At 58.4% G+C, this 26062-nt stretch carries 21 protein-coding genes; 4 read left to right on the top strand and 17 right to left on the bottom strand.

What is annotated here, in order from left to right; translation table 11 throughout:
* Positions 1-25: 25 nt before the first annotated feature.
* The 16 genes from dnaE to rpsB all read right to left on the bottom strand — a co-directional run bounded on the left by dnaE (position 26) and on the right by rpsB (position 18245).
* Positions 26-3547 (bottom strand): DNA polymerase III subunit alpha, encoded by a 3522-nt coding sequence (gene dnaE, locus BVK86_RS12660; protein ID WP_075946752.1) that lies wholly within the window; start codon positions 3545-3547, stop codon positions 26-28.
* Positions 3548-3623: 76 nt separating this feature from the next.
* Entirely contained in the window at positions 3624-4250 is a 627-nt protein-coding gene (gene rnhB, locus BVK86_RS12655) for a ribonuclease HII (RefSeq protein ID WP_139315768.1), read from the bottom strand.
* 11 nt (positions 4251-4261) lie between these two features.
* Entirely contained in the window at positions 4262-5392 is a 1131-nt protein-coding gene (lpxB, locus tag BVK86_RS12650) for a lipid-A-disaccharide synthase (protein WP_075946750.1), read from the bottom strand.
* 2 nt (positions 5393-5394) lie between these two features.
* Positions 5395-6171 (bottom strand): acyl-ACP--UDP-N-acetylglucosamine O-acyltransferase, encoded by a 777-nt coding sequence (gene lpxA, locus BVK86_RS12645; RefSeq protein WP_075946749.1) that lies wholly within the window; start codon positions 6169-6171, stop codon positions 5395-5397.
* The gene (gene fabZ, locus BVK86_RS12640; protein ID WP_007907157.1) at positions 6168-6608 is read right to left on the bottom strand and encodes a 3-hydroxyacyl-ACP dehydratase FabZ; all 441 of its coding nucleotides are present in this window, start codon (positions 6606-6608) and stop codon (positions 6168-6170) included. Before fabZ ends, lpxA begins: the two co-directional genes overlap by 4 nt.
* A gap of 108 nt (positions 6609-6716) precedes the next feature.
* A complete protein-coding gene (lpxD, locus tag BVK86_RS12635) occupies positions 6717-7772 on the bottom strand; it encodes a UDP-3-O-(3-hydroxymyristoyl)glucosamine N-acyltransferase (RefSeq protein WP_075946748.1) in 1056 nt (351 codons plus the stop codon).
* A 3-nt stretch (positions 7773-7775) separates the two neighbouring features.
* Positions 7776-8279, bottom strand: a complete 504-nt coding sequence (locus BVK86_RS12630; RefSeq protein ID WP_007990260.1) for an OmpH/Skp family outer membrane protein — start codon at positions 8277-8279, stop codon at positions 7776-7778.
* A 45-nt stretch (positions 8280-8324) separates the two neighbouring features.
* Positions 8325-10700: an outer membrane protein assembly factor BamA gene (bamA, locus tag BVK86_RS12625; RefSeq protein ID WP_075946747.1), complete on the bottom strand. Its 2376-nt coding sequence runs from the start codon at positions 10698-10700 to the stop codon at positions 8325-8327.
* Positions 10701-10774: 74 nt separating this feature from the next.
* Complete coding sequence (gene rseP / locus BVK86_RS12620) at positions 10775-12127, bottom strand: sigma E protease regulator RseP (protein WP_075946746.1); 1353 nt, start codon at positions 12125-12127, stop codon at positions 10775-10777.
* A 53-nt stretch (positions 12128-12180) separates the two neighbouring features.
* On the bottom strand, positions 12181-13371 hold the full coding sequence (ispC, locus tag BVK86_RS12615) for a 1-deoxy-D-xylulose-5-phosphate reductoisomerase (protein WP_075946745.1): 1191 nt from the start codon (positions 13369-13371) through the stop codon (positions 12181-12183).
* Entirely contained in the window at positions 13368-14174 is an 807-nt protein-coding gene (locus BVK86_RS12610; RefSeq protein ID WP_075946744.1) for a phosphatidate cytidylyltransferase, read from the bottom strand. The genes ispC and BVK86_RS12610 overlap by 4 nt, the downstream gene beginning before the upstream one ends.
* Complete coding sequence (gene uppS / locus BVK86_RS12605) at positions 14174-14929, bottom strand: polyprenyl diphosphate synthase (protein WP_075946743.1); 756 nt, start codon at positions 14927-14929, stop codon at positions 14174-14176. The genes BVK86_RS12610 and uppS overlap by 1 nt, the downstream gene beginning before the upstream one ends.
* Before the next feature lie 13 nt (positions 14930-14942).
* Positions 14943-15500, bottom strand: coding sequence for a ribosome recycling factor (gene frr / locus BVK86_RS12600; protein ID WP_075946742.1), 558 nt, complete (start codon positions 15498-15500; stop codon positions 14943-14945).
* Entirely contained in the window at positions 15497-16240 is a 744-nt protein-coding gene (gene pyrH / locus BVK86_RS12595) for a UMP kinase (protein WP_003198235.1), read from the bottom strand. The genes frr and pyrH overlap by 4 nt, the downstream gene beginning before the upstream one ends.
* 211 nt (positions 16241-16451) lie before the next feature.
* Positions 16452-17315, bottom strand: coding sequence for a translation elongation factor Ts (tsf, locus tag BVK86_RS12590; RefSeq protein WP_075946741.1), 864 nt, complete (start codon positions 17313-17315; stop codon positions 16452-16454).
* A 192-nt stretch (positions 17316-17507) separates the two neighbouring features.
* Positions 17508-18245: a 30S ribosomal protein S2 gene (rpsB, locus tag BVK86_RS12585; RefSeq protein ID WP_008057307.1), complete on the bottom strand. Its 738-nt coding sequence runs from the start codon at positions 18243-18245 to the stop codon at positions 17508-17510.
* Between the two features lie 371 nt (positions 18246-18616).
* Here rpsB and map point away from each other — a divergent pair, with 371 nt between their 5' ends.
* The 4 genes from map (at position 18617) to BVK86_RS12565 (ending at position 24388) form a co-directional block, all read left to right on the top strand.
* Complete coding sequence (map, locus tag BVK86_RS12580; protein WP_075946740.1) at positions 18617-19399, top strand: type I methionyl aminopeptidase; 783 nt, start codon at positions 18617-18619, stop codon at positions 19397-19399.
* Positions 19400-19440: 41 nt separating this feature from the next.
* Positions 19441-22143 carry a [protein-PII] uridylyltransferase gene (locus BVK86_RS12575; RefSeq protein WP_075946739.1) on the top strand — a complete coding sequence of 901 codons (2703 nt, stop codon included), beginning with the start codon at positions 19441-19443 and terminating at the stop codon, positions 22141-22143.
* Between the two features lie 88 nt (positions 22144-22231).
* A complete protein-coding gene (gene dapC / locus BVK86_RS12570) occupies positions 22232-23431 on the top strand; it encodes a succinyldiaminopimelate transaminase (protein WP_075946738.1) in 1200 nt (399 codons plus the stop codon).
* 216 nt (positions 23432-23647) lie between these two features.
* The gene (locus BVK86_RS12565; RefSeq protein WP_075946737.1) at positions 23648-24388 is read left to right on the top strand and encodes a M12 family metallopeptidase; all 741 of its coding nucleotides are present in this window, start codon (positions 23648-23650) and stop codon (positions 24386-24388) included.
* Positions 24389-24421: 33 nt separating this feature from the next.
* On the opposite strand, the gene BVK86_RS12560 is transcribed toward BVK86_RS12565, so the two are convergent.
* Positions 24422-26053 carry a Na+/H+ antiporter gene (locus BVK86_RS12560; RefSeq protein ID WP_075946736.1) on the bottom strand — a complete coding sequence of 544 codons (1632 nt, stop codon included), beginning with the start codon at positions 26051-26053 and terminating at the stop codon, positions 24422-24424.
* Positions 26054-26062 lie beyond the last annotated feature (9 nt).

Below are 26062 nucleotides of genomic sequence, written 5' to 3'. Positions count from 1 at the left end.
CAGGCATTCTGATATTACCTGCCGGTCAACGGTATTGGAGGAAGACGTTGTCTCGCCCGAACTGGTCACGCAGGGCTTGAATCAACGCATCCGCCGGATCGATTCGCCAGCCTTCACCGAACTGCAGCAAGGCCTTTGCATCGGGGCTGGTGTAGTCCATGGTGATCGGACACGCACCGCGGTGACGCTTCAACAGTTCACCCAGCCAGCGTAGCTGATCACCCTTGAGATCCTTGGCGTGCAGTTTCAAACGCAGGCTCTCGGCCAGGTTGGTGCGCGCATCTTCCATGCTCATCACCCGCTTGACCCGCAGCTTCAGGCCACCGGAGAAGTCGTCGTTGCTGACCTCGCCTTCGACCACCACCATCGCGTCGGTCTGCAACAGCGATTGCGCAGCATGGAAAGCCTCGGAAAACAGCGAGGCCTCGATTCGGCCAGAGCGGTCGTCAAGGGTGATGAACCCCATCTTGTCGCCCTTTTTGTTCTTCATCACGCGCAGGGCGATGATCATCCCGGCGACCGTCTGGGTGTCGCGCGCCGGTTTCAAATCGATGATGCGCTGGCGGGCGAAACGACGGATTTCACCCTCGTATTCGTCGATCGGGTGACCGGTCAGGTACAGGCCGAGGGTGTCTTTCTCCCCTTTCAGGCGTTCCTTGAGGGTCAGTTCCTTGGCCTTGCGATGGTTGGCGTAGACGTCGGCGTCTTCTTCGACAAACAAACCGCCAAACAGGTCGGAGTGACCACTGTCCTGGGTGCGTGCGGTTTGTTCGGCGGCCTTTATCGCTTCTTCCATGGCCGTCAGCAGCACCGCGCGATTGCGGTCGATGTTGGCCTGGTAGGCTTTCTGCTCGTCATGGAAATACGGGCCAAGACGATCCAGTGCACCGCTGCGGATCAAGCCGTCGAGGGTACGCTTGTTGATGCGCTTGAGGTCGACCCGGGCGCAGAAATCGAACAGGTCCTTGAACGGGCCTTTCAGGCGCGCCTCGGTGATCGCTTCCACCGGACCTTCACCCACACCCTTGATTGCACCGAGCCCGTAAATGATCCGGCCCTCGTCGTTCACGGTGAACTTGAATTCCGAAGTATTCACGTCCGGCGCGTCGAGACGCAGCTTCATCGTGCGCACTTCTTCGATCAAGGTCACGACCTTGTCGGTGTTGTGCATATCCGCCGAGAGTACCGCAGCCATGAACGGTGCCGGGTAGTGCGCTTTCAGCCATGCCGTCTGGTACGACACCAGACCATAGGCAGCGGAGTGGGATTTGTTGAAGCCGTAACCGGCGAATTTTTCCACCAGGTCGAAAATGTTACCGGCCAGGTCCGCGTCGATATTGTTGGTGGCGCAACCTTCAATGAAACCGCCACGCTGCTTGGCCATTTCTTCCGGCTTTTTCTTACCCATGGCTCGACGCAGCATGTCCGCACCGCCAAGGGTGTAGCCGGCCATGACCTGGGCGATCTGCATCACCTGTTCCTGATACAGGATGATGCCGTAGGTCGGCGCCAATACCGGCTTCAAGCCTTCGTACTGGTAGTCCGAGTGCGGATACGCCAGTTCGGCGCGCCCGTGCTTACGGTTGATGAAGTCGTCCACCATGCCCGATTGCAGCGGGCCCGGACGGAACAGTGCCACCAGTGCGATCAAGTCTTCCAGGCAGTCGGGCTTGAGCTTTTTGATCAGCTCTTTCATGCCGCGCGATTCAAGCTGGAACACCGCCGTGGTTTCAGCTTTTTGCAGCAGCGTGTAGGTCGGTTTGTCGTCCAGCGGGATGAATGCGATGTCGAGCGGCGGTTCGTTGACCTTGGCGCGATCGCGGTTAATGGTTTTCAGCGCCCAGTCGATGATCGTCAGGGTCCGTAGACCCAGGAAGTCGAACTTCACCAGACCGGCGGCTTCAACGTCATCTTTGTCGAACTGGGTCACCAGGCCGTCGCCTGCTTCGTCGCAATAGATCGGCGAGAAGTCAGTCAGCTTGGTCGGCGCAATCACCACACCACCGGCGTGCTTGCCGACGTTACGCACAACGCCTTCGAGCTTGCGGGCCATCTCCCAGATTTCCGCGGCTTCTTCATCGACCTTGATGAAGTCACGCAGGATTTCTTCCTGTTCGTAGGCTTTTTCCAGGGTCATGCCGACTTCGAACGGAATCATCTTCGACAGACGATCCGCCAGGCCATAGGACTTGCCCTGCACCCGCGCCACGTCGCGGACTACCGCCTTTGCCGCCATGGAACCAAAGGTGATGATCTGGCTCACGGCGTTGCGGCCGTACTTCTCGGCCACATAGTCGATCACCCGGTCACGACCGTCCATGCAGAAGTCGACGTCGAAGTCGGGCATCGAAACCCGTTCCGGGTTAAGGAAACGTTCGAACAGCAGGTCATATTCCAGCGGGTCGAGGTCAGTGATCTTCTGTACGTAAGCCACCAGCGAGCCGGCACCCGATCCACGGCCAGGACCTACCGGCACGCCGTTGTTCTTGGCCCACTGGATAAAGTCCATCACGATCAGGAAGTAACCGGGGAAGCCCATCTGGATAATGATATCCAGCTCGAAATTCAATCGGTCGACATAGACCTGGCGCTTGGCTTCGTAATCTTCGGTGGTGTCCTTGGGCAGCAGGACAGCAAGCCGTTCCTCAAGGCCATCGAAGGACACCTTGCGGAAATATTCATCGATGGTCATGCCATCGGGGATCGGGAAGTTGGGCAGGAAGTGCTTGCCCAGCTTCACATCGATGTTGCAGCGCTTGGCGATCTCGACGGTGTTTTCCAGCGCTTCGGGAATGTCGCTGAACAGCTCGGCCATTTCCTCGGCGCTTTTGAGGTATTGCTGATCGCTGTAGTTCTTCGAACGCCGCGGATCGTCAAGGGCGCGGCCCTCACCAATACATACGCGGGTTTCGTGGGCAGCGAAGTCTTCCTGCTTGATGAAGCGCACATCGTTGGTCGCCACCAGTGGCGCGCCGATCTTCTCGGCCAAGGCGACTGCACCGTGCAACTGCTCTTCGTCATTCGGCCGATTGGTCCGCTGAATCTCCAGATAGAAACGGTCCGGAAAAACCGCCATCCATTCGCGCGCCAGGGTTTCAGCTTCGTCCGGATTGCCGCTGATCATGGCCTGACCGATCTCACCTTCCTTGGCCGCCGACAGCATGATCAAGCCTTCATTGGCCTCGGCCACCCACTCACGCTCTATGATGATCGAGCCATTGCGCTGGCCATCGATGAAGCCGCGGGAGATCAACTCGGTCAGGTTGCGATAGCCGACGGCGTTCATCACCAGCAGGCTGATCCGGCTCAGGGCATTGTCCGGATCCTTGTTCGACAGCCACAGGTCGGCGCCGCAGATCGGCTTGATCCCGGCACCCATGGCGTTTTTATAGAATTTGACCAGGGAACACATGTTGTTCTGGTCAGTGACCGCGACGGCAGGCATGTTCATGCCGACCAGGGTCTTGACCAGCGGTTTAATCCGCACCAGACCGTCGACCAGGGAGTATTCAGTGTGCAGGCGTAGATGAACGAATGAAGCCGGCATAGTGATCCTGCGTTAAGTCATGAAAACAACAAGGCCCGGATTGTACCGGGCCTTGGTAGAAAAAATCAGCTTGAGATTAACTCTCGATCAGGCTTTCCCGAGCTTCGTAAGCGAGGCGTACCGGGGCAAACGAACGGCGGTGGATCGGGGTAGGCCCCAAGCGTGACAGCGCTTCCAGATGAACGGGTGTCGGGTAGCCTTTATGGCCGCCAATGCCGTAACCCGGATAGATCAATTCAAACGCGGCCATTTCACGGTCGCGGCTGACCTTGGCCAGAATCGACGCCGCAGCGATGGCCGGAACCTTGCCGTCGCCCTGCACCACCGCTTCGGCGCGCATCGGCAATTTCGGGCAACGGTTGCCGTCGATCATCGCCAGTTTCGGCTGGATGTGCAGCCCGGCGACGGCGCGCTGCATGGCCAGCATGGTGGCATGCAGGATGTTCAGTTCATCGATTTCTTCGACTTCGGCGCGAGCGATGCACCAGCTCAGGGCTTTTTCGCAGATCTCGTCGTAAAGCTTCTCGCGCCGGGCTTCGGTGAGCTTCTTCGAGTCGTTCAAACCGAGGATCGGCCGATTCGGATCGAGAATCACGGCAGCCGTGACCACCGCGCCACAGAGCGGCCCGCGACCGACTTCGTCGACACCGGCAACCAATTCTTCAACTTCGGCGACCAAGGTGAAATCCAGCCCCATCTGCATGCTTGTCTTACTCATTGTACGTCGCCGATCAGGTTGAGCACGGCATCCGCCGCCTGGTTGGAGGCATCCAGACGCAGGGTCCGGTGAATTTCATCGAAGCCACGGGTTTGCTCTTCGCCACCCTCGATCAGCGGCGACAAGGTTTGGGCCAGCGCTTCGACCGTCGCATCGTCCTGCAGCAACTCGGGCACCAGCAGACGCTGGGCCAGCAGGTTCGGCAGGGACACGTAAGGGCTTTTCACCATCCGCTTGAGAATCCAGAACGTCAGCGGTGCCAGGCGGTAAGCCACCACCATCGGCCGCTTGTACAGCAAGGCCTCAAGCGTCGCCGTTCCGGAAGCGATCAGTACCGCATCGCAGGCGGCCAGGGCCAGGTGCGATTTGCCATCGAGCAAGGTCAGCGGCAGGTCGCGGCCGGCGAGCATTTCTTCAAGCTGCGCACGACGCTCAGGACTGGCGCACGGCATGACGAACCTGACGCCGGGGCGCAAGGCCCGCAGGCGCTGGGCGGTATCAAGAAACAGCGCACCGAGGCGGCCGACTTCACCGCCGCGACTGCCCGGCATCAGCGCGACCAGCGGCCCGTCAGGCAAGCCCAGCTCGGCACGAGCGGCGGCACGATCAGCCTGCAGCGGAATGGCGTCAGCCAGGGAGTGCCCGACGAACCGCACCGGCACACCCTTTTCTTCATAGAATCTGGCTTCGAACGGAAACAGCGTCAGCATCAGATCGCAGCCTTCGCGAATCTTCAGTACCCGCTTCTGCCGCCAGGCCCATACCGACGGGCTGACGTAATGCACGGTCTTGATCCCGGCCTGACGCAACTTGAGTTCGATATTGAGGTTGAAGTCCGGCGCATCGATACCGATGAACACGTCCGGCTTCGCAGCGATCAGGTCGGCCACCAGCTTCTTGCGCCGCGCCAGCAACTCACGCAACCGGCCCAGCACTTCCACCAGGCCCATCACCGACAGGCGCTCCATCGGGAAATACGGATTCAGGCCTTCGGCCTGCATCAACGGACCACCGACACCCATGAATTCGACCGCCGGGTGACGCGCCTTGAGCGCACGCATGAGACCCGCGCCGAGAATGTCGCCGGAAGCCTCACCCGCTACCAGCGCAATACGCAGATTGGCCATGGTTAGCGAGTGATGCCGCGGGTCGAAGACTGGATGGAGTCGCGGAACACGGCGACTTCCGGAAACTGGATCGAGGGTTCGGCCAGCTCGGCGAGAGCCTGCTCAACTGTCAGGCCCTGACGGTAAACCACCTTGTAGGCGCGACGCAGGGCGTGGATCGCATCTTCGCTGAAACCGCGACGGCGCATGCCTTCGAAGTTCATGCTACGGGCTTCGGCCGGGTTGCCGAACACCGTGACATACGCTGGAACGTCCTTGCCAATCGCCGTGCCCATACCGGAAAAGCTGTGGGCGCCGATATGGCAATACTGGTGGACCAGGGTAAAACCAGAGAGGATCGCCCAGTCTTCAACGTGGACGTGGCCAGCCAGCGCGGTGTTGTTGACCAGGATGCAATGGTTACCGATGACGCTGTCATGACCGATGTGCGCGTATGCCATGATCAGGTTGTGATCACCCAGGGTCGTTTCCGAACGATCCTGAATGGTCCCACGGTGAATCGTCACGCCTTCGCGGATGACGTTGTGGTCACCGATCACCAGGCGGGTTTCCTCGCCTTTGTATTTCAAATCAGGCGTGTCTTCGCCTACCGACGAAAACTGGTAGATGCGGTTGTACTTACCGATTCGGGTCGGGCCTTTGAGAATCACATGCGGCCCGATCACTGTCCCCTCGCCGATTTCCACACCTGCGCCGATGATCGACCACGGGCCGACCTCGACACCGTCGGCCAGAACAGCCGTCGGATCGATGATTGCACGAGGGTCAATCAAACTCATAGTTTGCGTTCCGCACAGATGATTTCAGCAGAGCAGACCGGCTTGCCGTCGACCGAAGCCTGGCATTCGAATTTCCAGATCTGACGCTTGCAGCTCAGGAACTTGGCTTCGAGGATCAACTGATCGCCCGGCAGCACTGGCTGACGGAAACGCAGTTTGTCGGAGCCGACGAAGTAATAAAGCGTGCCATCGGCCGGCTTCACGTCGAGCATTTTAAAACCAAGGATCCCGGCAGCCTGAGCCATTGCTTCGATGATCAGAACGCCCGGCATGATTGGATGCGCAGGGAAGTGACCATTGAAGAACGGTTCGTTGATGCTGACATTCTTGTAGGCGCGAATGCGCTTGCCTTCCACATCCAGATCCACGACCCGGTCCACCAGCAGGAACGGGTAACGGTGAGGCAGGTATTCGCGAATCTCGTTGATGTCCATCATTTCGGGGGGAAGCCTATGTAAAGATTGGGAGCGCGCGACTGACGCACACTCCTCTAGCAAATCAAGGACGCAGTCTAGCGGCTGTGCACACTTGATATGGAAATGGTATCAGCCATCTGATGAAGCATTACCGCCAGGGGTCACTTCCCCTGTTTGCTTTTCCAGCTGTCGCAAACGTCGCGCGATGTCATCGAGCTGACGCAGACGTGCCGCGCTTTTGCGCCATTCGGCCGCTGGCTGCATCGCCGTGCCGGATGAATAGGCGCCTGGCTCGGTAATCGAGTGGGTCACCATGGTCATCCCGGTGATGAACACGTTGTCGCAAATATCGATATGCCCCACCAGCCCTACGCCACCGGCTAGCATGCAGTGCTTGCCGATCTTGGTGCTGCCGGAAATCCCCACGCACGCGGCCATGGCGGTGTGATCACCGACCTGGACGTTGTGGGCGATCTGAATCTGGTTGTCGAGTTTCACACCGTTACCGATGATGGTATCGGCCAGCGCACCACGGTCGATGGCGGTATTCACGCCGATCTCCACGTCATCGCCGATCAGGACGCCACCAATCTGGGCAATTTTCTGCCAGATGCCTTTCTCGTTGGCAAAACCGAAACCTTCGCCACCCAGTACCGCACCGGACTGAATGACCACGCGCTTGCCGACGCGCACGTCGTGGTACAAGGTCACGCGCGGAGCCAGCCAGCCACCTTCGTCGATCACGCTACGGGCGCCGATAAAGCAGTGCGCGCCAACGGTGGTACCGGCCGCAATACGCACGCCACTTTCGATGACGGCAAAAGCACCGATACTTGCCGTCGGGTCAACCACAGCGTCCGCCGCGATCACTGCCGTCGGATGAACACCGGCGACCGCCTTCGGCTTTGGATCGAACAAGTGGGAAATACGCGCGTAGGCCGCATACGGATCAGGCACCACCAGCGCGTTACCGGAAAAACCTTCAGCATCGGCGGCCTTCAGCAACAGCGCTGCCGCCTGACTGCCTGCCAGGTATTTACGGTACTGGGGGTTTGCGAGAAAGCTCAACTGAGCTGGGCCAGCCTCCTGCAAGGTGGCTAGCCCAGTAATTTCTTTCTCCGGGTCGCCACGCAGTGTGGCGCCAAGGAACTCGGCCAATTGGCCGAGCTTTATAGTCGCGGTCATGGATTACTTCAGCTGATTCATGCGCTCGATAACCTGGCGCGTGATGTCGTACTGAGGCTTGACATCAATCACTGCGCCACGCTCGAAGACCAGGTCAAAAGCACCTTTCTTGATGACTTCTTCCACAGCGCTATCCAGTTTCGGCTTGAGCTGCTTCAGCATTTCACGGTCGGCAACAGCCTTGGCTTCGTTCAGTTCCTTGGACTGGAACTGGAAGTCACGAGCCTTTTGCTTGAATTCAAGCTCCAGACGCTCACGCTCGCCTTGCTGCATTTTGTCGCCACCGGCCATCAGACGATCCTGAATACCCTTGGCGCTGCTTTCCAGCGTCTTGAGCTTGGTCAGTTGCGGGCCGAACTTCTTCTCGGCATCCACAGCGTACTTCTTGGCTGCATCGGATTCCAGCAGGGCCATCTGATAGTTCAGGACGGCGATTTTCATGTCGGCAAATGCCGGACCTGCTACCAGTACGGAAGCCAGGAGAACCAATTGAGTCAACTTACGCACGATGCACTCCTACAAAATCCATTGTCGTTATCTTGGGTCAAACGCTTAGAACGTCTGACCGAGGGAGAATTGGAACACTTGAGTTTCAGCGTCATCAGGTTTCTTGACTGGCATGGCCAACGCGAAACTCAAAGGACCCAGTGCGGTGACCCATGTCACACCTACACCCACAGAACTGGCCATGTTGCTCAGGCTGATGTCGTTGCACTTGGTGTTGGACTTGGTGCCATCCGCGTTGGTGGTATCCGAGCACGACGAGTCGAACACGTTACCCACATCCCAGAATACCGAAGTGCGCAGGGAACGTTGATCCTTGACGAACGGCAGCGGGAACAGAACTTCCACGCCACCCTGGATCAGGACGTTACCACCGAACGGCAGCGGATCCTGGTCCGGATCGACCCCAGTGCCAGGGTTCTTGCCGGTACTTGGCGTACTGCGAGGACCCAGTGTGCTGTCCTTGAAGCCGCGAACCGAGTTGAAACCACCAGCATAGTAGTTTTCATAGAAAGGCAACCCATCGGTCGAACCGTAACCATCGCCATAACCCAACTCGGTATGCAGGCGCATGGTGTAGTTGTCACTCAATGGCTGGAACAACTGGCCACGGTAGTCGAGCTTGAAGAAAGACAGGTCGCTGCCCGGCGTCGTGGTTTCCAGCACGAGGCTCTGGGAATGACCACGTGTCGCGAGTACGCCCTTGTTCAGGGTGGACTCGGACCAACCGGCCGAAGCCTTGAAGTTCAGGTATTTGTCGCCTTCCTTGTCAACGAAGTCGAAGATCTCGTCAACGGTGTACACACCGGTCTTGATTTCGTCCTGCTGAGCCGTCAGACCGAAGGTCAGACGCGAAGTCTCGCTGATCGGGTACCCAACACTCACGCCTGCACCCAGGCTGTCTACGGAGTAGCTGGCTACGTCGACGTCGAGGTCATCGTAGTCGGTGGTGCGGTAGAAGGCGTTGTAACCCAGGCTCACGCCGTCAGCAGTCCAGTAGGGGTCGACATAACCGAAGTTATAGCGGCTCTGGTATTCGCTGCGGGTCAAGCCGATGCTGACCTTGTTACCGGTACCGAGGAAGTTGTTCTGGGTGATCGAACCACCGAGGATCAGACCGGCACTCTGGGCGAAACCGACGCTGGCGGTAATCGAACCGGAGGCTTGCTCTTCAACGCTGTAGTTGACGTCAACCTGATCATCGACACCTGGCACCGCCGGTGTTTCAACGTTGACTTCCTTGAAGAAGCCCAGACGTTCCAGACGGGTCTTGGACTGGTCGATCAGGTAGGTCGAAGCCCAGCCACCTTCCATCTGACGCATTTCACGACGCAGCACCTCGTCTTCGGACTTGGTGTTGCCGCGGAAGTTGATACGGTTCACGTAGGCACGCTTGCCCGGATCGACCGCGAACGTGATGTCCACGGTGTGATCGTCATCGTGCGGCTGTGGCACGCCGTTGACGTTGGCGAAGGTATAACCTTCGTTGCCCAGGCGACGGGTGATCAGTTCGGAAGTGGTGGTCATCAGCTTGCGCGAGAACACCTGGCCTTTCTGCACTAGCAGCAGGGACTTGACCTGGTCTTCAGGGACTTTCAGGTCACCGCTCAGCTTCACGTCACGAACGGTGTACTTGTCACCTTCGTTGATGTTGACGGTGATGTAGACGTGCTTCTTGTCCGGGGTGATGGACACCTGGGTCGAAGCGATATCCATGTTGATATAGCCGCGGTCCAGATAATAGGAACGCAGACGCTCCAGGTCACCGGACAGTTTTTCACGGGCGTACTTGTCATCGTTCTTGAAGAACGACAGCCAGTTGGTGGTCTTGAGTTCGAACAGGTCGATCAGGTCGTCATCAGGGAAGACCGTGTTACCCACCACGTTGATGTGCTGGATCGCCGCAACGGTGCCTTCGTTGATGTTGACCTTCAGACCGACGCGGTTACGCGGCTGCGGCACCACTTCGGTGTCGACGGTAGCGGAGTAGCGACCCTGGGCCACGTACTGGCGCTGCAGTTCGTTACGCACGCCTTCGAGGGTGGCGCGCTGGAAGATTTCGCCTTCGGCCAGGCCGGACTGTTTGAGGCCCTTCATCAGGTCTTCAGTGGAGATGGCCTTGTTACCTTCGATCTCGATACTGGCAACCGACGGGCGCTCGACTACGGTGATGACAAGGACGTTGCCATCGCGGCCCAGCTGGATATCTTGAAAGAACCCGGTTTTGAACAGCGCACGAGTGGATTCCACCAGGCGACGATCATCCGCCTGTTCACCGACGTTCAACGGCAAAGCACCAAAGACACTACCCGCGGAGACCCGCTGGAGGCCATTGACGCGAATATCAGAGATAGTGAAGGACTCGGCGTGAACTTCGGCGATCATCAATACGGTGAGAACCGCAGTTAGCAGCAGACGTTTCATGAAGTCCTTTCTTATTCCAACTGGCAATAAACAAACTGCCGCAAAATGCGGCAGATTCGCAATTCAGCGAAGTGTTACAGACGACCCAGATCATTGACCAGAGCAAGCAACATCACTCCGACCACCAAACTGATACCGATCTGTATCCCCCAACCCTGCACCCGATCCGACAAGGGGCGACCACGCGCCCACTCGATCAGATAAAACAACAAATGCCCCCCATCCAGCACAGGAATGGGCAGCAAATTCAGAACTCCCAGGCTAATACTCAGATAAGCAAGGAAATTCAGGAAATCAGCAACGCCCGACTGGGCCGAAGCGCCCGCCACTTTAGCAATGGTTATCGGTCCACTCAAGTTTTTTACCGAGAGCTCGCCGAACAACATTTTCTTCAGTGAATCGAGGGTCAGCACGCTCATGGTCCAGGTGCGTCGAGCCCCCTCCCCAATCGCAGCCAAAGGCCCATAGCTGACCTCGCGGATCATTTCCGGTGGCCAGTCGACCGCCTTCACCCCTGCCCCCAGGTATCCGCTGGGCGCCTTGCTCTCGCCACGGGCAGCCAGTGTCACCGGGATGTCGATTTGAGCACCCTCGCGCTCAACCCGCAGCATGATTTTGGTATCAGGAAGCGTACGCACGGTGTCGACCACCTGCTGCCAGTCGTCCAGCGCCTTGCCATCCAGTGCCAGCAGACGGTCACCCATCTTCAGCCCGGCAGCCTGTGCCGGACCTTTCGGATCAAGCTCCGCCAGCACCGGCGGCAGTGCCGGGCGCCATGGTCGAATACCCAGCGAGCGGATTGGATCCGGCTCGTCGGCGCCTTTCAACCACTTATCCAGCGCCAGCTCACGGGGCGACTCCATCGAAGAGCCCTGATCACGAACCACCAGCTGCAGTGAACCGCTCTCGCCGAGGCGACGTACCAACTGCAAATTCACCGCCGCCCAGCCGGAAGTCGGCTCGCCGTCGATGGAAATGATCTCCTGACCCGCGGTCAGGCCGGCCTTGGCGGCGATGCTGCCGGATTCCACAGCACCAATGACCGGGCGCACCTGATCGCTGCCGAGCATGGCCAGCACCCAGAAAAACACCAACGCCAACAGAAAGTTGGCAATCGGCCCGGCCGCCACGATGGCAATACGCTGGCGAACGGATTTGCGATTGAAGGATTGATCAAGCTGATCCGCCGGAACTTCGCCTTCTCGCTCGTCGAGCATTTTCACGTAGCCGCCCAGCGGGATGGCAGCCACCACGAACTCGGTGCCTTGCTTGTCGTGCCAGCGCAGCAGCGGCACGCCGAAGCCTACGGAGAAACGCAGCACTTTGACCCCACAGCGACGCGCGACCCAGAAGTGGCCGAACTCGTGGAAGGTAACCAGCACACCCAAAGCCACCAGGGTGCCGACAATCATATAGAGCGCGCTCATCTACTTTCTCCGCATTCCTATCCGGTGCTGCATGGGCCAACGCGTTGCAGCACTTATCGCCCGTGACGACTCAACCACTGCTCGGCCAGCAGACGCGCTTTCGCATCCGCCGTGAACACTGCCTCGAGATCATCGACTGCTACCACAGGCTCAAGATTCAAGGTTTCCTCGATGATACTCGCGATTTCCAGGTAACGAACCCGTCCGTCGAGAAACGCTGCTACAGCCACTTCATTCGCCGCATTTAGCATGGCCGGAGCACTGTTGCCAGCCTCTGCCGCCTGCCGCGCCAGGCGCAGACAAGGGAAACGCTCTTCGTCCGGCGCCTGGAAATCCAGTCGCGCGACCGCAAACAGGTCCAACGGCGGCACACCCGAATCGATCCGCTCCGGCCAGGCCAGTGCGTTGGAAATAGGCGTGCGCATATCCGGATTACCCAACTGGGCCAAAACCGAGCCATCGACATAGTCGACCAACGAATGAATCACGCTTTGCGGGTGGATCACCACCTCGACCTGGGACGGCTTGGCATCGAACAACCAGCAGGCCTCGATCAACTCGAGCCCTTTGTTCATCATGCTGGCCGAATCGACCGAAATCTTGCGCCCCATGGACCAGTTAGGGTGAGCGCACGCCTGATCAGGTGAAACATGCGCCAACTCTGCCATGGGCGTCTGTCGGAAGGGGCCACCAGAGGCCGTCAGTAATATCCGACGCACGCCAACCGAGCTGAGACCACGGGCAAAATCCGCTGGCATGCACTGGAATATTGCATTGTGCTCACTGTCGATCGGCAGCAGTACGGAGCCGCTTTTGCGCACAGCCTGCATGAACAATGCACCGGACATGACCAGCGCTTCCTTGTTGGCGAGGAGGATTTTCTTGCCCGCCTCGACTGCTGCCAGAGTCGGCCGCAGACCTGCTGCACCGACAATGGCCGCCATCACTGCATCCACTTCAGGATCGGCAGCGACCTGACACAAACCTTCTTCGCCCACCAGCACACGAGTCGAAAGGCCTGCCGCGCGCAAATCGTCCTGCAGGCTGCGCGCAGCCGCGGCTTGCGGCACAACAGCAAAGCGTGGTGCATGACGCACGCACAACGCCAGCAATTCACTCAATCGAGTGAATCCGCTCAATGCAAAGGCCTGATAGCGCTCGGGATGGCGAGCGATGACATCAAGGGTGCTCAAACCGATCGAGCCGGTTGCCCCCAGAACGGAAATCTGCTGAGGACGGCTCATGGTGCGGCCATCCACAACAGAACGGCGAACACTGGTATTGCTGCAGTCAGGCTGTCGATGCGATCCAGCACGCCGCCGTGACCTGGCAGCAGATTGCTGCTGTCCTTGATCCCGGATTGGCGCTTGAACATGCTTTCGGTCAGGTCGCCGACAACGGAAATGAACACGATCACGGCCGCGCCGATCAGGCCTTTGAACAGTTCGGCAACGGTCCAGTCACGAACAAAGCCGACAATCACGGTGATCACCAGACTCAGGGCCAAGCCGCCGTATACACCTTCCCAGCTCTTGCCAGGACTGACCTGCGGCGCCAGCTTGCGCTTGCCGAAAGCCCGACCGGAAAAATACGCGCCGATATCGGCACCCCAGACCAGCACCATCACCGCCATGATCAGCCAGTTGCCCAAGGGCTGCTGCTTGATCTGCACCAGACCTTGCCAGGCGGGCAGCAGGATCAGCAGACCGATCACCAGCTTGCAGGCCGCGCTGGCCCAATGCTCGCTGGAGCGCGGATACGTCAGCACCAGATAGGTTGCAATCGCCCACCACAGCACGGAAGCACCCAGCACCCACGGAGCAAGACCGGGCAGGATGTACATGATAAACAGCATCAACGCGACGATAGCGGCATAGGCAACGCGAACAGACTGAGCGGTGAAGCCCGCCAGACGCGCCCATTCCCAGGCACCAAGGGTCACGACCAGCCCGATGAACAGCGCGAAACCGGACCCCTCCAGCAGGAAAAACCCGCCCAAGGCAATCGGCAACAGGATCAGCGCGGTGATGATTCGTTGTTTAAGCATTAAACCCGGGCTCCAGCCTCGACCTGCTCGCTCGTTTTACCGAAGCGACGCTGGCGGGATGCGAAATCGGCCAGCGCATTACGCATGGCATCGTGTTTGAAGTCCGGCCAGAACAGGTCGGAGAAGTACAGCTCGGCGTACGCCAGTTGCCACAGCAGGAAGTTGCTGATGCGATGCTCGCCGCCGGTGCGAATGCACAAGTCCGGCAACGGCAGATCTCCGGTTGCCAGGCAGGTTTGCAGCAAATCCGGGGTGATGTCTTCCGGACGCAAATGCCCGGCCTGAACCTCCCGCGCCAGACGCTGAGCGGCCTGGGCGATATCCCACTGGCCACCGTAGTTGGCAGCGATCTGCAGGACGAAACGGTTGGCGCCAGCGGTCATGTTCTCGGCCTCACGCATGGCTGCCTGAAGCTCCGGATGAAACCGCGAACGATCACCGATGATTCGCAAGCTGATGTTGTTGTCATTGAGGCGCTTGGCCTCACGACGCAATGCCTTGAAGAACAGATCCATCAAGGCACTGACCTCATCGGCCGGGCGCTGCCAGTTCTCACTGGAGAACGCGAACAGGGTCAATACCTCGACGCCTGACTCAGCACACACTTCGATGACTGCACGCACCGCATCGACACCCGCTTTATGCCCGGCGACACCCGGCATAAAGCGTTTTTTCGCCCAGCGATTATTACCATCCATGATGATCGCGACATGGCGCGGCACCGCGGAGGGCGCAATCTGCTTGGTCTTTTCCATGAAAAATCGACCCTTATACGGCCATCAGGTCTTTTTCTTTCTGCGCCAGGTTCGCGTCGATTTGAGCCACGTACTTCTTGGTCAGATCGTCGATCTCGCCCGTCGCACGACGCTCTTCGTCTTCGCTGATCTCTTTTTCCTTGACCAGATCCTTGAGCTGGCTGTTGGCATCACGACGGATGTTACGCACGGCCACACGGGCGTCTTCTGCAACATCGCGAGCCTGCTTGGTGAAGCCCTTACGGGTTTCTTCAGTCAGGGCCGGCATGGAGATCAGCAGCAACTCACCCAGGTTGGTCGGGTTCAGGTTCAGACCTGCGCTACCGATCGCCTTGTCGACGGCACCGAGCATGTTGCGCTCAAAGGCAACGACTTGCAGGGTACGGGCGTCTTTAACGGTGATGTTGGCGACTTGTTTGATCGGAGTGTCGGAACCGTAGTACGGCACCATCACGCCTTCGAGAATGCTTGGGTGCGCCTGGCCGGTACGGATACGGCCGAAATTGTGCGCCAGCGACTCCACGGATTTCTGCATGCGCTCTTGAGCGTCTTTTTTGATTTCATTGATCATTGTTGAACTTCCTCGATCAGGGTTCCTTCGGCGCCGCCATGCACGATGTTCAGCAAGGCGCCGGGTTTGTTCATGTTAAATACCCGCAGCGGCATCTTGTGATCGCGGCACAGGCAAATGGCCGTCAGATCCATCACGCCCAGCTTGCGATCCAGCACTTCATCGTAGGTCAGATGATCGAACTTCTCGGCGTGCGGGTCTTTGAATGGATCAGCCGTGTAGACACCATCGACCTTGGTTGCCTTGAGTACGACATCAGCATCGATTTCGATTGCGCGCAGGCAGGCAGCCGAGTCCGTAGTGAAGAACGGATTACCAGTACCGGCCGCGAAAATCACGACTTCCTTGGAGTTCAGGTGACGCATGGCTTTGCGGCGATCGTAGTGATCGGTCACACCTACCATGGAAATGGCCGACATCACGATGGCGGAGATATTGGCACGTTCAAGCGCGTCGCGCATGGCCAGAGCGTTCATCACAGTGGCCAGCATGCCCATGTGGTCGCCCGTGACCCGATCCATGCCGGCCGCGCTCAGCGCCGCACCGCGGAACAGGTTGCCACCGCCGATCACCAGACCGACCTGAACACCGATGCCAACCAGCTGGCCGACTTCCAATGCCATGCGATCCAGAACTTTCGGATCGATCCCGAACTCTTCCGAGCCCATCAGGGCCTCGCCGCTAAGTTTGAGTAGAATGCGTTTATAGCGAGCCTGATAACCACTGCCCTGCTGAGCCATTGCGAATCTCTCCTGCGGCGTATTTTAAAAAATTCTTTGCGAGCTGTTTTCAGCTGCGCTCACTCTAGCTTGGCGCTGCTTCAGCGCCATCGGAACATGGCTTTGTAAGCCAGTTCCAACTGGAAACCAAATAAAAAATTGGCAACCCATCTGAAAAGAGGCTGCGCGCGTGAGCGGGCAGCCTCTTCAGGGCGACAGTTAAAAAACCGTCTTATTGCTTGGCAGCAGCCAGTTGGGCAGCCACTTCTTCTGCGAAGTTGTCCACTGGCTTCTCGATGCCTTCGCCTACTTTGAAGTAGGTGAAGGAAACGATTTCAGCACCGGCTTTCTTGGCCAGAGCACCAACGGTGACTTCTGGGTTCATCACGAAAGCTTGCTCTACCAGGCTGGCTTCGGCCAGGAACTTGGTGATACGGCCAGCGATCATCTTCTCGACGATTTCAGCAGGCTTGCCTTTCATCTTGTCTTCGTTCAAAGACATGAAAACGCCCTTCTCGCGTTCGATGGCTTCTGGCGAAACCTGCGATGGCAGCAGGAACTCAGGGTTGCTTGCCGCCACGTGCATGGCGATCTCTTTGGCCAGCTGTACATCGCCGCCCTTGAGAACAACAGCAACACCGATCTTGTTACCGTGCAGGTAAGTACCGACCACGTCACCCTCAACGCGAACCAGGCGACGGATGTTGACGTTTTCGCCAACTTTGGCCACCAGGGCTTCACGAGCCGATTCCTGAGCGGCGATCAGCGGAGCTGCGTCGGTCAGTTTTTCGGCGAAGGCTTTTTCCACGCTGGCAGCCACGAAATTTTTGAAGTCGTCTTGCAGGGCCAGGAAGTCGGTCTGCGAGTTCACTTCCAGCAGTACGGCGGACTTGTCGTCTGCCTTGATGGCGATAGCGCCTTCAGCGGCAACGTTGCCGGCTTTCTTGGCTGCCTTGATGGCGCCCGAAGCACGCATGTCATCAATGGCTTTTTCGATGTCGCCGCCAGCCTTGGTCAAGGCCTTTTTGCAGTCCATCATGCCTTCGCCAGTACGCTCGCGCAGTTCTTTGACCAACGCTGCAGTAATCTCTGCCATTTCAAAATTCCTCTTGGATAGGTTATCAACCATTCCACCCGATCGAACGGGCGTTCAATTCTTCCCGAACCACCCTTGTAAGCTGCTGCACGTTACAAATGCTGTAGCTGCGCTGCCGACAAATGGTTTTCGAGGTGGCAAAAAGGGGGCCAAGCCCCCTTTTTGCTTACTGAGTCAACGCCAGGGCGTCAATTACTCAGCTGCAGCTGCCGGAGCTTCTTCAACGAAAACTTCGGTGCCGCCAGCAACGTTGTTGCGACCACGGATTACAGCGTCAGCCATCGAACCCATGTACAGCTGGATAGCGCGGATTGCGTCATCGTTGCCTGGGATGATGTAGTCAACGCCTTCCGGGCTGCTGTTGGTATCGACTACGCCGATAACCGGGATACCCAGCTTGTTGGCTTCGGTGATCGCGATGCGCTCGTGATCAACGTCGATAACGAACAGAGCGTCTGGCAGACCGCCCATGTCCTTGATACCACCCAGGGAACGATCCAGCTTTTCCAGGTCACGGGAGCGCATCAGCGCTTCTTTCTTGGTCAGCTTGGCGAAGGTACCGTCTTCGGCTTGTACTTCAAGGTCACGCAGACGCTTGATGGAAGCACGGATGGTTTTGAAGTTGGTCAGCATGCCGCCCAACCAGCGGTGATCGACGTACGGCGAACCGCAACGTGCTGCTTCTTCAGCAACGATCTTGCCAGCGGAACGCTTGGTGCCGACGAACAGAATCTTGTTTTTGCCCTGGGCCAGACGCTCTACGAAAGTCAGAGCTTCGTTGAACATTGGCAGGGTTTTTTCGAGGTTGATGATGTGGATCTTGTTACGCGCGCCGAAAATGTATTTACCCATTTTCGGGTTCCAGTAACGGGTCTGGTGACCGAAGTGCACACCGGCCTTCAGCATATCGCGCATGTTGACTTGGGACATGATAGTTCCTTAATAAGTCGGGTTTGGCCTCCACGTATCCCAATGACCAACCAGCAGCATCAGCTGAAGGCACCCAGGTCATCGTGTCGACACGTGTGTGGATTTAGGCTTTTCGGGGCATCCCCGGAAAGCGGCGCATTTTATATCACAGGGCAGGAAAAAACGGAACCCGGATTCTGAAATGCCGGCGACCGGAATACTCCTGCCCTTGGAATCCGCCCAGAATGCACCATTCTATAGAGAGAAGCGATGCACAGAGGCGCGGATTTGCGCTGATCGTCTGATAGAATCGCGTTTTTCAGGGCTGCGAAGATCGATTGCGCAACGCCCTTTTCGTTATGAAAGCGCCATCGAGCGCAGAGAGAGCCTGTATGACCGTCACCCTCAAAACTCCCGAGGACATCGCAAAAATGCGCATCGCCGGCAAACTGGCCGCCGATGTGCTGGAAATGATTGCCGAACATGTCAAACCGGGCGTTACCACTGATCAGTTGAACCAGATCTGCCACGACTACATCGTCAATGAGCAGAAAGCGATCCCTGCCCCACTCAACTACAAGGGCTATCCAAAGTCGATCTGTACGTCGATCAACCATGTGGTCTGTCATGGCATCCCGAACGACAAGCCGCTGAAAGATGGCGACACCCTGAACATCGACGTGACGGTTATCAAGGACGGCTATCACGGCGACACCAGCCGCATGTTCCACGTCGGCAACGTGCCGGTCTGGGCCGAGCGCCTGTCGCAAGTGACCCAGGAATGCATGTACAAGGCCATCGAGCTGGTCAAGCCCGGCTGCCGCCTGGGCGATATCGGTGAAGTGATCCAGAAGCACGCTGAGAAGAACGGCTTCTCGGTGGTTCGCGAGTTCTGTGGCCACGGCATCGGCAAGGTATTCCACGAAGAACCGCAGATCCTGCACTACGGCCGCGCCGGCACCGGCATGGAACTGAAGGCAGGCATGACCTTCACCATCGAACCGATGATCAACCAGGGTCGCGCCGACACCAAAGTGTTGGGCGACGGCTGGACCGCGATCACCAAGGACCGCAAGCTGTCGGCACAGTGGGAACACACCCTGCTGGTGACCGAAACCGGTTACGAGATCTTCACCCTGCGCAGCGATGACACCATCCCCCGCATCTCGGCCTGATCCCGTTACAGAACCCAGCCTATAGAAAGGAAAGCCAATCGATGCCGCAGGTGGACCCCGAACTCTTCGACCGCGGCCAGTTCCAGGCTGAACTGGCCCTGAAGGCAAGCCCCATCGCTGCTTTCAAGAAGGCGATCCGCCAGGCCCGCGAAGTGCTCGATGCACGCTTTCGCAGTGGCCGGGATATACGTCGGTTGATCGAGGATCGCGCCTGGTTCGTCGATAATATCCTGCAAAAGGCCTGGGATCAGTTCAATTGGAGCGAAGACGCCGATATCGCGCTGGTCGCGGTCGGCGGCTACGGTCGTGGCGAACTGCACCCCTATTCCGATATCGACCTGTTGATTTTGCTCGACAGCGCCGACCACGAAGTTTTCCGTGATTCCATCGAGCGTTTTCTAACGCTGCTGTGGGACATTGGCCTGGAAGTTGGCCAGAGCGTTCGCTCGGTGGAAGAATGCGCGGTCGAGGCCCGCGCCGACCTGACGGTGGTGACCAACCTCATGGAGAGCCGGACCATAACCGGGCCCGAACATCTTCGTCAGCGCATGCTGGATGTCACCAGCACTGCTCACATGTGGCCGAGCAAGGAGTTCTTCCTGGCCAAGCGTGCCGAGCAGAAGGCCCGCCACCACAAGTACAACGACACCGAATACAACCTGGAACCCAACGTCAAAGGCTCGCCCGGCGGGCTGCGCGATATCCAGACGATCCTGTGGTTCGCCCGTCGCGAGTACGGCACCCTTAACCTGCGGGCGCTGGCCGGAGAAGGTTTCCTGGTCGAAAGCGAGAACGCCCTGCTCGCCTCCTCCCAGGAGTTCCTGTGGAAGGTGCGCTACGCGCTGCACATGCTGGCCGGTCGTTCCGAAGACCGCCTGCTGTTCGATCACCAGCGCGCCATAGCCGGGCTGCTGGGTTTTGAAGGTGACGATGCCAAGCAAGCCGTCGAAAACTTCATGCAGCAGTATTTCCGTGTGGTGATGAGCATTGCCCAGCTCAGCGACTTGATCATCCAGCACTTCGAGGAAGTCATCCTCGCGCCGGAAGACGAGGCGCCGCCGCAGCCGATCAACTCGCGCTTCCAGCTGCACGATGGCTACATCGAGGCGCGCAACGACAATGTGTTCCGCCGTACGCCGTTCGCCATGCTCGAGATCTTCGTGCTGATGGCCCAGCAGCCGGAAATCAAGGGCGTACGCGCCGATACCATTCGCCTGCTGCGCGAGAATCGTCACCTGATCGACGATGACTTCCGCAACGACATTCGCAACACCAGCCTGTTCATCGAGCTGTTCAAGTGCAAGATCGGCATCCATCGCAACCTGCGCCGGATGAATCGCTACGGCATCCTCGGGCGTTATTTGCCGGAGTTCGGCTTCATCGTCGGGCAGATGCAGCATGACCTGTTTCACATCTATACGGTCGATGCCCACACGCTGAACCTGATCAAACACCTGCGTAAGTTGCAGTACACCCAGGTGTCGGAAAAATTCCCGCTGGCCGCCAAGCTCATGGCCAAGCTGCCCAAGCCCGAGCTGATCTACATGGCGGGGCTGTACCACGACATCGGCAAGGGCCGGCACGGCGATCATTCGGAAATTGGCGCTGTGGACGCAGAGGCTTTCTGCCAGCGCCACCAGTTACCGGTGTGGGACAGCCGCCTGATCGTCTGGCTGGTTCAGAACCACCTGGTGATGTCGACCACCGCCCAGCGCAAGGACTTGTCCGATCCGCAGGTGATTCACGATTTCGCCCAGACCGTAGGCGATGAAACCCGCCTCGACTACCTGTACGTGCTGACCGTGGCCGACATCAACGCCACCAACCCGACACTGTGGAATTCCTGGCGCGCCAGCCTGTTGCGCCAGCTCTACACCGAGACCAAGCGCGCCCTGCGTCGCGGCTTGGAGAACCCGGTGGATCGCGAAGAGCAGATCCGCCAGACCCAGAGCGCAGCCCTGGACATTCTGGTGCGCGGCGGCACCGATCCGGATGACGTCGAGCAATTGTGGGCACAATTGGGCGATGACTATTTCCTGCGTCACACCGCCGGCGATGTCGCCTGGCACAGCGATGCGATCCTCCAGCAGCCGGCAGACGGCGGACCGCTGGTGCTGATCAAGGAAACCACGCAACGGGAATTCGAGGGCGGTACGCAGATCTTCATCTATGCGCCGGACCAGCACGACTTCTTCGCCGTGACCGTGGCCGCGATGGACCAGCTCAACCTGAACATTCACGACGCCCGGGTCATCACATCCAGCAGCCAGTTCACCCTCGACACCTACATCGTGCTCGACACCGACGGCGACTCGATCGGCGACAATCCGGCACGGGTCAAACAGATTCGTGACGGCCTGACCGAAGCCCTGCGCAATCCTGACGACTATCCGACCATCATCCAGCGACGGGTGCCGCGCCAGCTCAAGCATTTCGCCTTTGCGCCGCAGGTGACGATCCACAACGATGCTCAGCGCCCAGTGACCGTGCTGGAGCTTACAGCGCCCGACCGCCCCGGCCTGCTGGCGCGAATCGGTACGATATTTCTGGAGTTCGACCTGTCGCTGCAGAACGCCAAGATCGCCACCCTCGGCGAGCGCGTGGAAGACGTATTCTTCATCACCGACGCCAACAACCACCCGCTGTCCGATCCGCTGCTGTGCAGTCGGTTACAGGATGCAATCGTCGAGCAGTTGAGTGTGAGCCAGGAACCCGATATCAAACTGTCGCGCATCAGTATCTGAACCAACACATTTCCGCCTCTGTAGGCGCCGGCTTGCTGCGGGCGGCGTTCCTACAGAGTGAGGTCTTCACATTGAACGAGATCGATCGATGAACAACGCCCTGTCCCAGCTTCAGCCCTACCCGTTCGAAAAGCTCCGCGCCCTGCTCGGCAGCGTCACGCCGACCCCGGACAAGCGCCCTATCGCGCTGTCGATCGGCGAGCCGAAGCACCGCTCGCCAAGCTTCGTCGCCGAGGCACTGGCCAGCAATCTGGAAAAAATGGCGGTGTACCCGACCACTCTCGGCATCCCTGAGCTGCGTGAAGCCATTGCCGCCTGGTGCGAGCGCCGCTTCAGCGTCCCGAGCGACTGGCTCGACCCGGCGCGCAACGTGCTGCCGGTCAACGGCACCCGTGAGGCGCTGTTCGCTTTCACCCAGACCGTGGTCAACCGTGGCGACGATGCGCTGGTGGTCAGCCCGAACCCGTTCTACCAAATCTACGAGGGCGCGGCGTTTCTCGCCGGGGCCAAACCGCATTACCTGCCGTGCCTGGACGAGAACGGCTTCAATCCGGATTTCGACGCAGTCACGCCGGACATCTGGAAACGCTGCCAGATCCTGTTCCTGTGCTCGCCGGGTAATCCGACGGGCGCGTTGATTCCCGTCGACACGCTGAAGAAGCTGATCGCCCTGGCTGACGAATACGACTTCGTGATCGCCGCTGACGAGTGCTACAGCGAACTGTACTTCGACGAACAAACCCCGCCGCCAGGGCTGCTCAGCGCCTGCGTGGAACTGGGTCGCAAGGACTTCAAGCGTTGCGTGGTGTTCCACAGTTTGTCCAAGCGTTCCAACCTGCCCGGCCTGCGTTCGGGCTTTGTCGCGGGTGACGCAGATATTCTCAAAGGCTTCCTGCTCTATCGTACGTACCACGGCTGCGCGATGCCGGTTCAAACACAACTGGCCAGCGTTGCCGCGTGGAACGACGAAGTGCATGTACGCGCTAACCGTGCGTTGTATCGCGAGAAATACGATGCGGTGCTGGAGATTCTCAGCCCGGTCATGGACGTGCAACGTCCGGACGGTGGTTTTTACCTGTGGCCGAATGTTGAAGGTGATGATGAAGCATTCTGCCGCGACCTGTTCGTTGAAGAACATGTGACTGTGGTTCCGGGATCCTACCTGTCGAGGGATGTCCAGGGCGCCAACCCTGGTGCTGGACGTGTTCGCATGGCACTGGTTGCGCCGCTGGCGGAGTGTGTCGAAGCCGCCGAGCGTATTCGAGACTTTATTATTCGCCGGAAATAAACCTCATCTAATTTTAAACTAAGCCTGCTCGGCGCAATGCCGTGCAGGCTTGAATAAATATCAAGCAACAGCATTAAACTGGCACAAGTCAAACTCATAACTTACGATCCAACCAACACCCGACAAACTAAACAAGCAGATCAAAAAGACCCAATAAAACAACCAACAGATTCACACACCCATTTTTTTAAAAAATAACAAACATGGAAGTTATTTATGACAACGGCACCCCCCTGCCTGATCAAGCCACCCGTTAATAACCAACTGTCTTATGAAGCGGCGATCAGCGAAAACCCAGCCAACGGCCCTGCTTACTCCGGACGCAATAAAAGGACGGTGAGCGACCACACAAAATACTGGAAACCGGGAAGAACATTAAAAATCGCCATAACCGATCATCAGGATGGAGGTTTCGACATCGTAAAGAACGCCGTTGAAAAATGGCTGCCCTACGTTAATTTAAAATTCGAATTCATAGAACTCCCTGACAACGATGAACTTTACGAGGGCGACATTCGGATTTACCTGACACCACTATCAAATAGAACTGGCTATTCATCCATCGGCACCGACGCACTCACCGTACCTGCTTATTTGCACACGATGCAGTTGGGGATGAACTACACTTCTATCGGTTATGAAGCACTTGTCCTCCACGAGTTCGGGCACGCTCTCGGGTTTCTCCATGAGCACCAACACCCCGACGCCAGCATTCCATGGAACAGAGAAAAAACTTACCAGCAATACGCTCTGGAATTCGGGTGGTCCAGAGCGCTTGTTGACGGCGCTGTATTCCCTCTTCCCCGCGATGCCAGCCAAACCTATGAACCCTATGATCGCCACTCGATCATGCATTACGACGTATTGAACATTTGTACCATCGGCGATTGGGAGCAGCCGGTGAACCTCCAGCTTAGTGAAGGTGACAAAGCGGCTGCTCGCAAAGCTTATCCTTAAACACGCTATTGATGATTGAGCAGGCTGTCGCCGTTACTTCACCACACCCAACTTGGCCTCACTCAAATCCAGCTCCCCCAATACTTCCCGCAACACGTCATCACCAATCTGGTGGTGACGACTGAGGCTGTACAACTCCAGGCGCTGCGCCCGCAGCGCCTTCAATCGCAGACGCCGCTCAAGCAAGTCCATCTGAAACGCCAGAGCCTGCGCTTCCGCCGAATCGTTGAATACCTCCAGTTGATAGCGATATTCGGACATGATCCGCGCTTTCAGTTCTGCAGCCAATGCTGCCTGGGCGGCGTCCTGCGGGTTCACCTCTTCTGTTTCCAGCGCATGAATGGCCGCTTCAGCGGTTTTGCGCCAGGCATCGCGCACTTCATCGCGCCGCTTGTCATCAGGGCTTGCTTCGATGTCCTGCAACAAAATGGGCAATGCGATACACGCCACGATCAGTGACAACAGGATCACCCCGGCGGCAATGAAAATCAGCAGGTCGCGCTCCGGAAACACCTCACCGCTCATCAGCATCGGCACGGACAACACACCCGCCAGCGTCACGGCACCGCGCACCCCGCCGACCGTCAACAACCAACAGGATCGCGCGGTCGGTACCTGGGTCACTTCACCCTTGCCTCGCAGACGCCGCAGCAGCACCGACAAGCGCCAAATGCTCTGCACCCAAACGAAGCGCAGGGCCAGCAGCACCAGAAAAATCGCCACCACGTCCAGCCCGCGATACAGCAACGTCGGCCACAACGAGGTTTCGTGACTGGTCACGGCCTTGACGATATCCGGCAACTGCAAGCCCAGTAACAGAAAGATCAGCCCATTGAACGCGAACTCGAGCAATGACCAAACGCTGCGATTGAGCAGACGGGTGTTGGTCTGGCGCGGCAGCAGATCGAGCCAGCTCTGCATCATCCCCGCCGCCACCGCTGAAAGAATGCCGGACGCGCCCACCCGTTCGGCCAACACGTAGGCGGCAAATGGCAACAGCAACATGAACACCACGTGCGTGGCCGGATCGTCCCAGCCGCGGGCGATCATCCACGCGCGCAGACGCCCGACCAGCCAGCTCAAAGCAACACCGATCGCCAGGCCGCCGACCGCGACCAGAACAAAAGTGACACTGGCATTGGCCAGCGAAAACACACCGGTCACCGCAGCAGCCAGGGCAAACTTGAACGTCACCAGACCCGAGGCATCGTTCATCAACGCTTCACCCTGCAAAATGTGCATCAACGGCGTTGGCAGGCGATTGCGGGCAATTGCAGAAACGGCGACCGCATCCGTCGGCGACAGCACGGCAGCCAGGGCAAACGCGACCGGGAGCGGCACACTGGGCAACAGCCAGTGAATGAAATAGCCGGCACCGACCACGGTGAACAGCACCAGCCCCACGGCCAGCGTCAGAATCGGCCCGCGAAGGTGCCAGAACGCACGCTTGGGCATGCGCCAGCCGTCAGAGAACAGCAGCGGTGGCAGGAACAGAAACAGGAACAGTTCGGGGTCGAGCGCGACATGCAGGCCCAGGGTCGGCCAGGCGAGCAAGGCGCCGGCGGCAATCTGCACCAGCGGCAATGGCAGCGGCACCACCCGTCCGATCAGGCGTGAAACGCCGACCAGCATCAACAGAATCAGGACGGTATAAGCGGTTTGCATAAAGCGGAA

The organism is Pseudomonas reinekei, from assembly GCF_001945365.1.
Lineage (GTDB): Bacteria > Pseudomonadota > Gammaproteobacteria > Pseudomonadales > Pseudomonadaceae > Aquipseudomonas > Aquipseudomonas reinekei.
The sequence above is the reverse complement of the archived record's forward strand: the minus strand, read 5'-3'. Positions and strand labels throughout refer to the sequence as shown.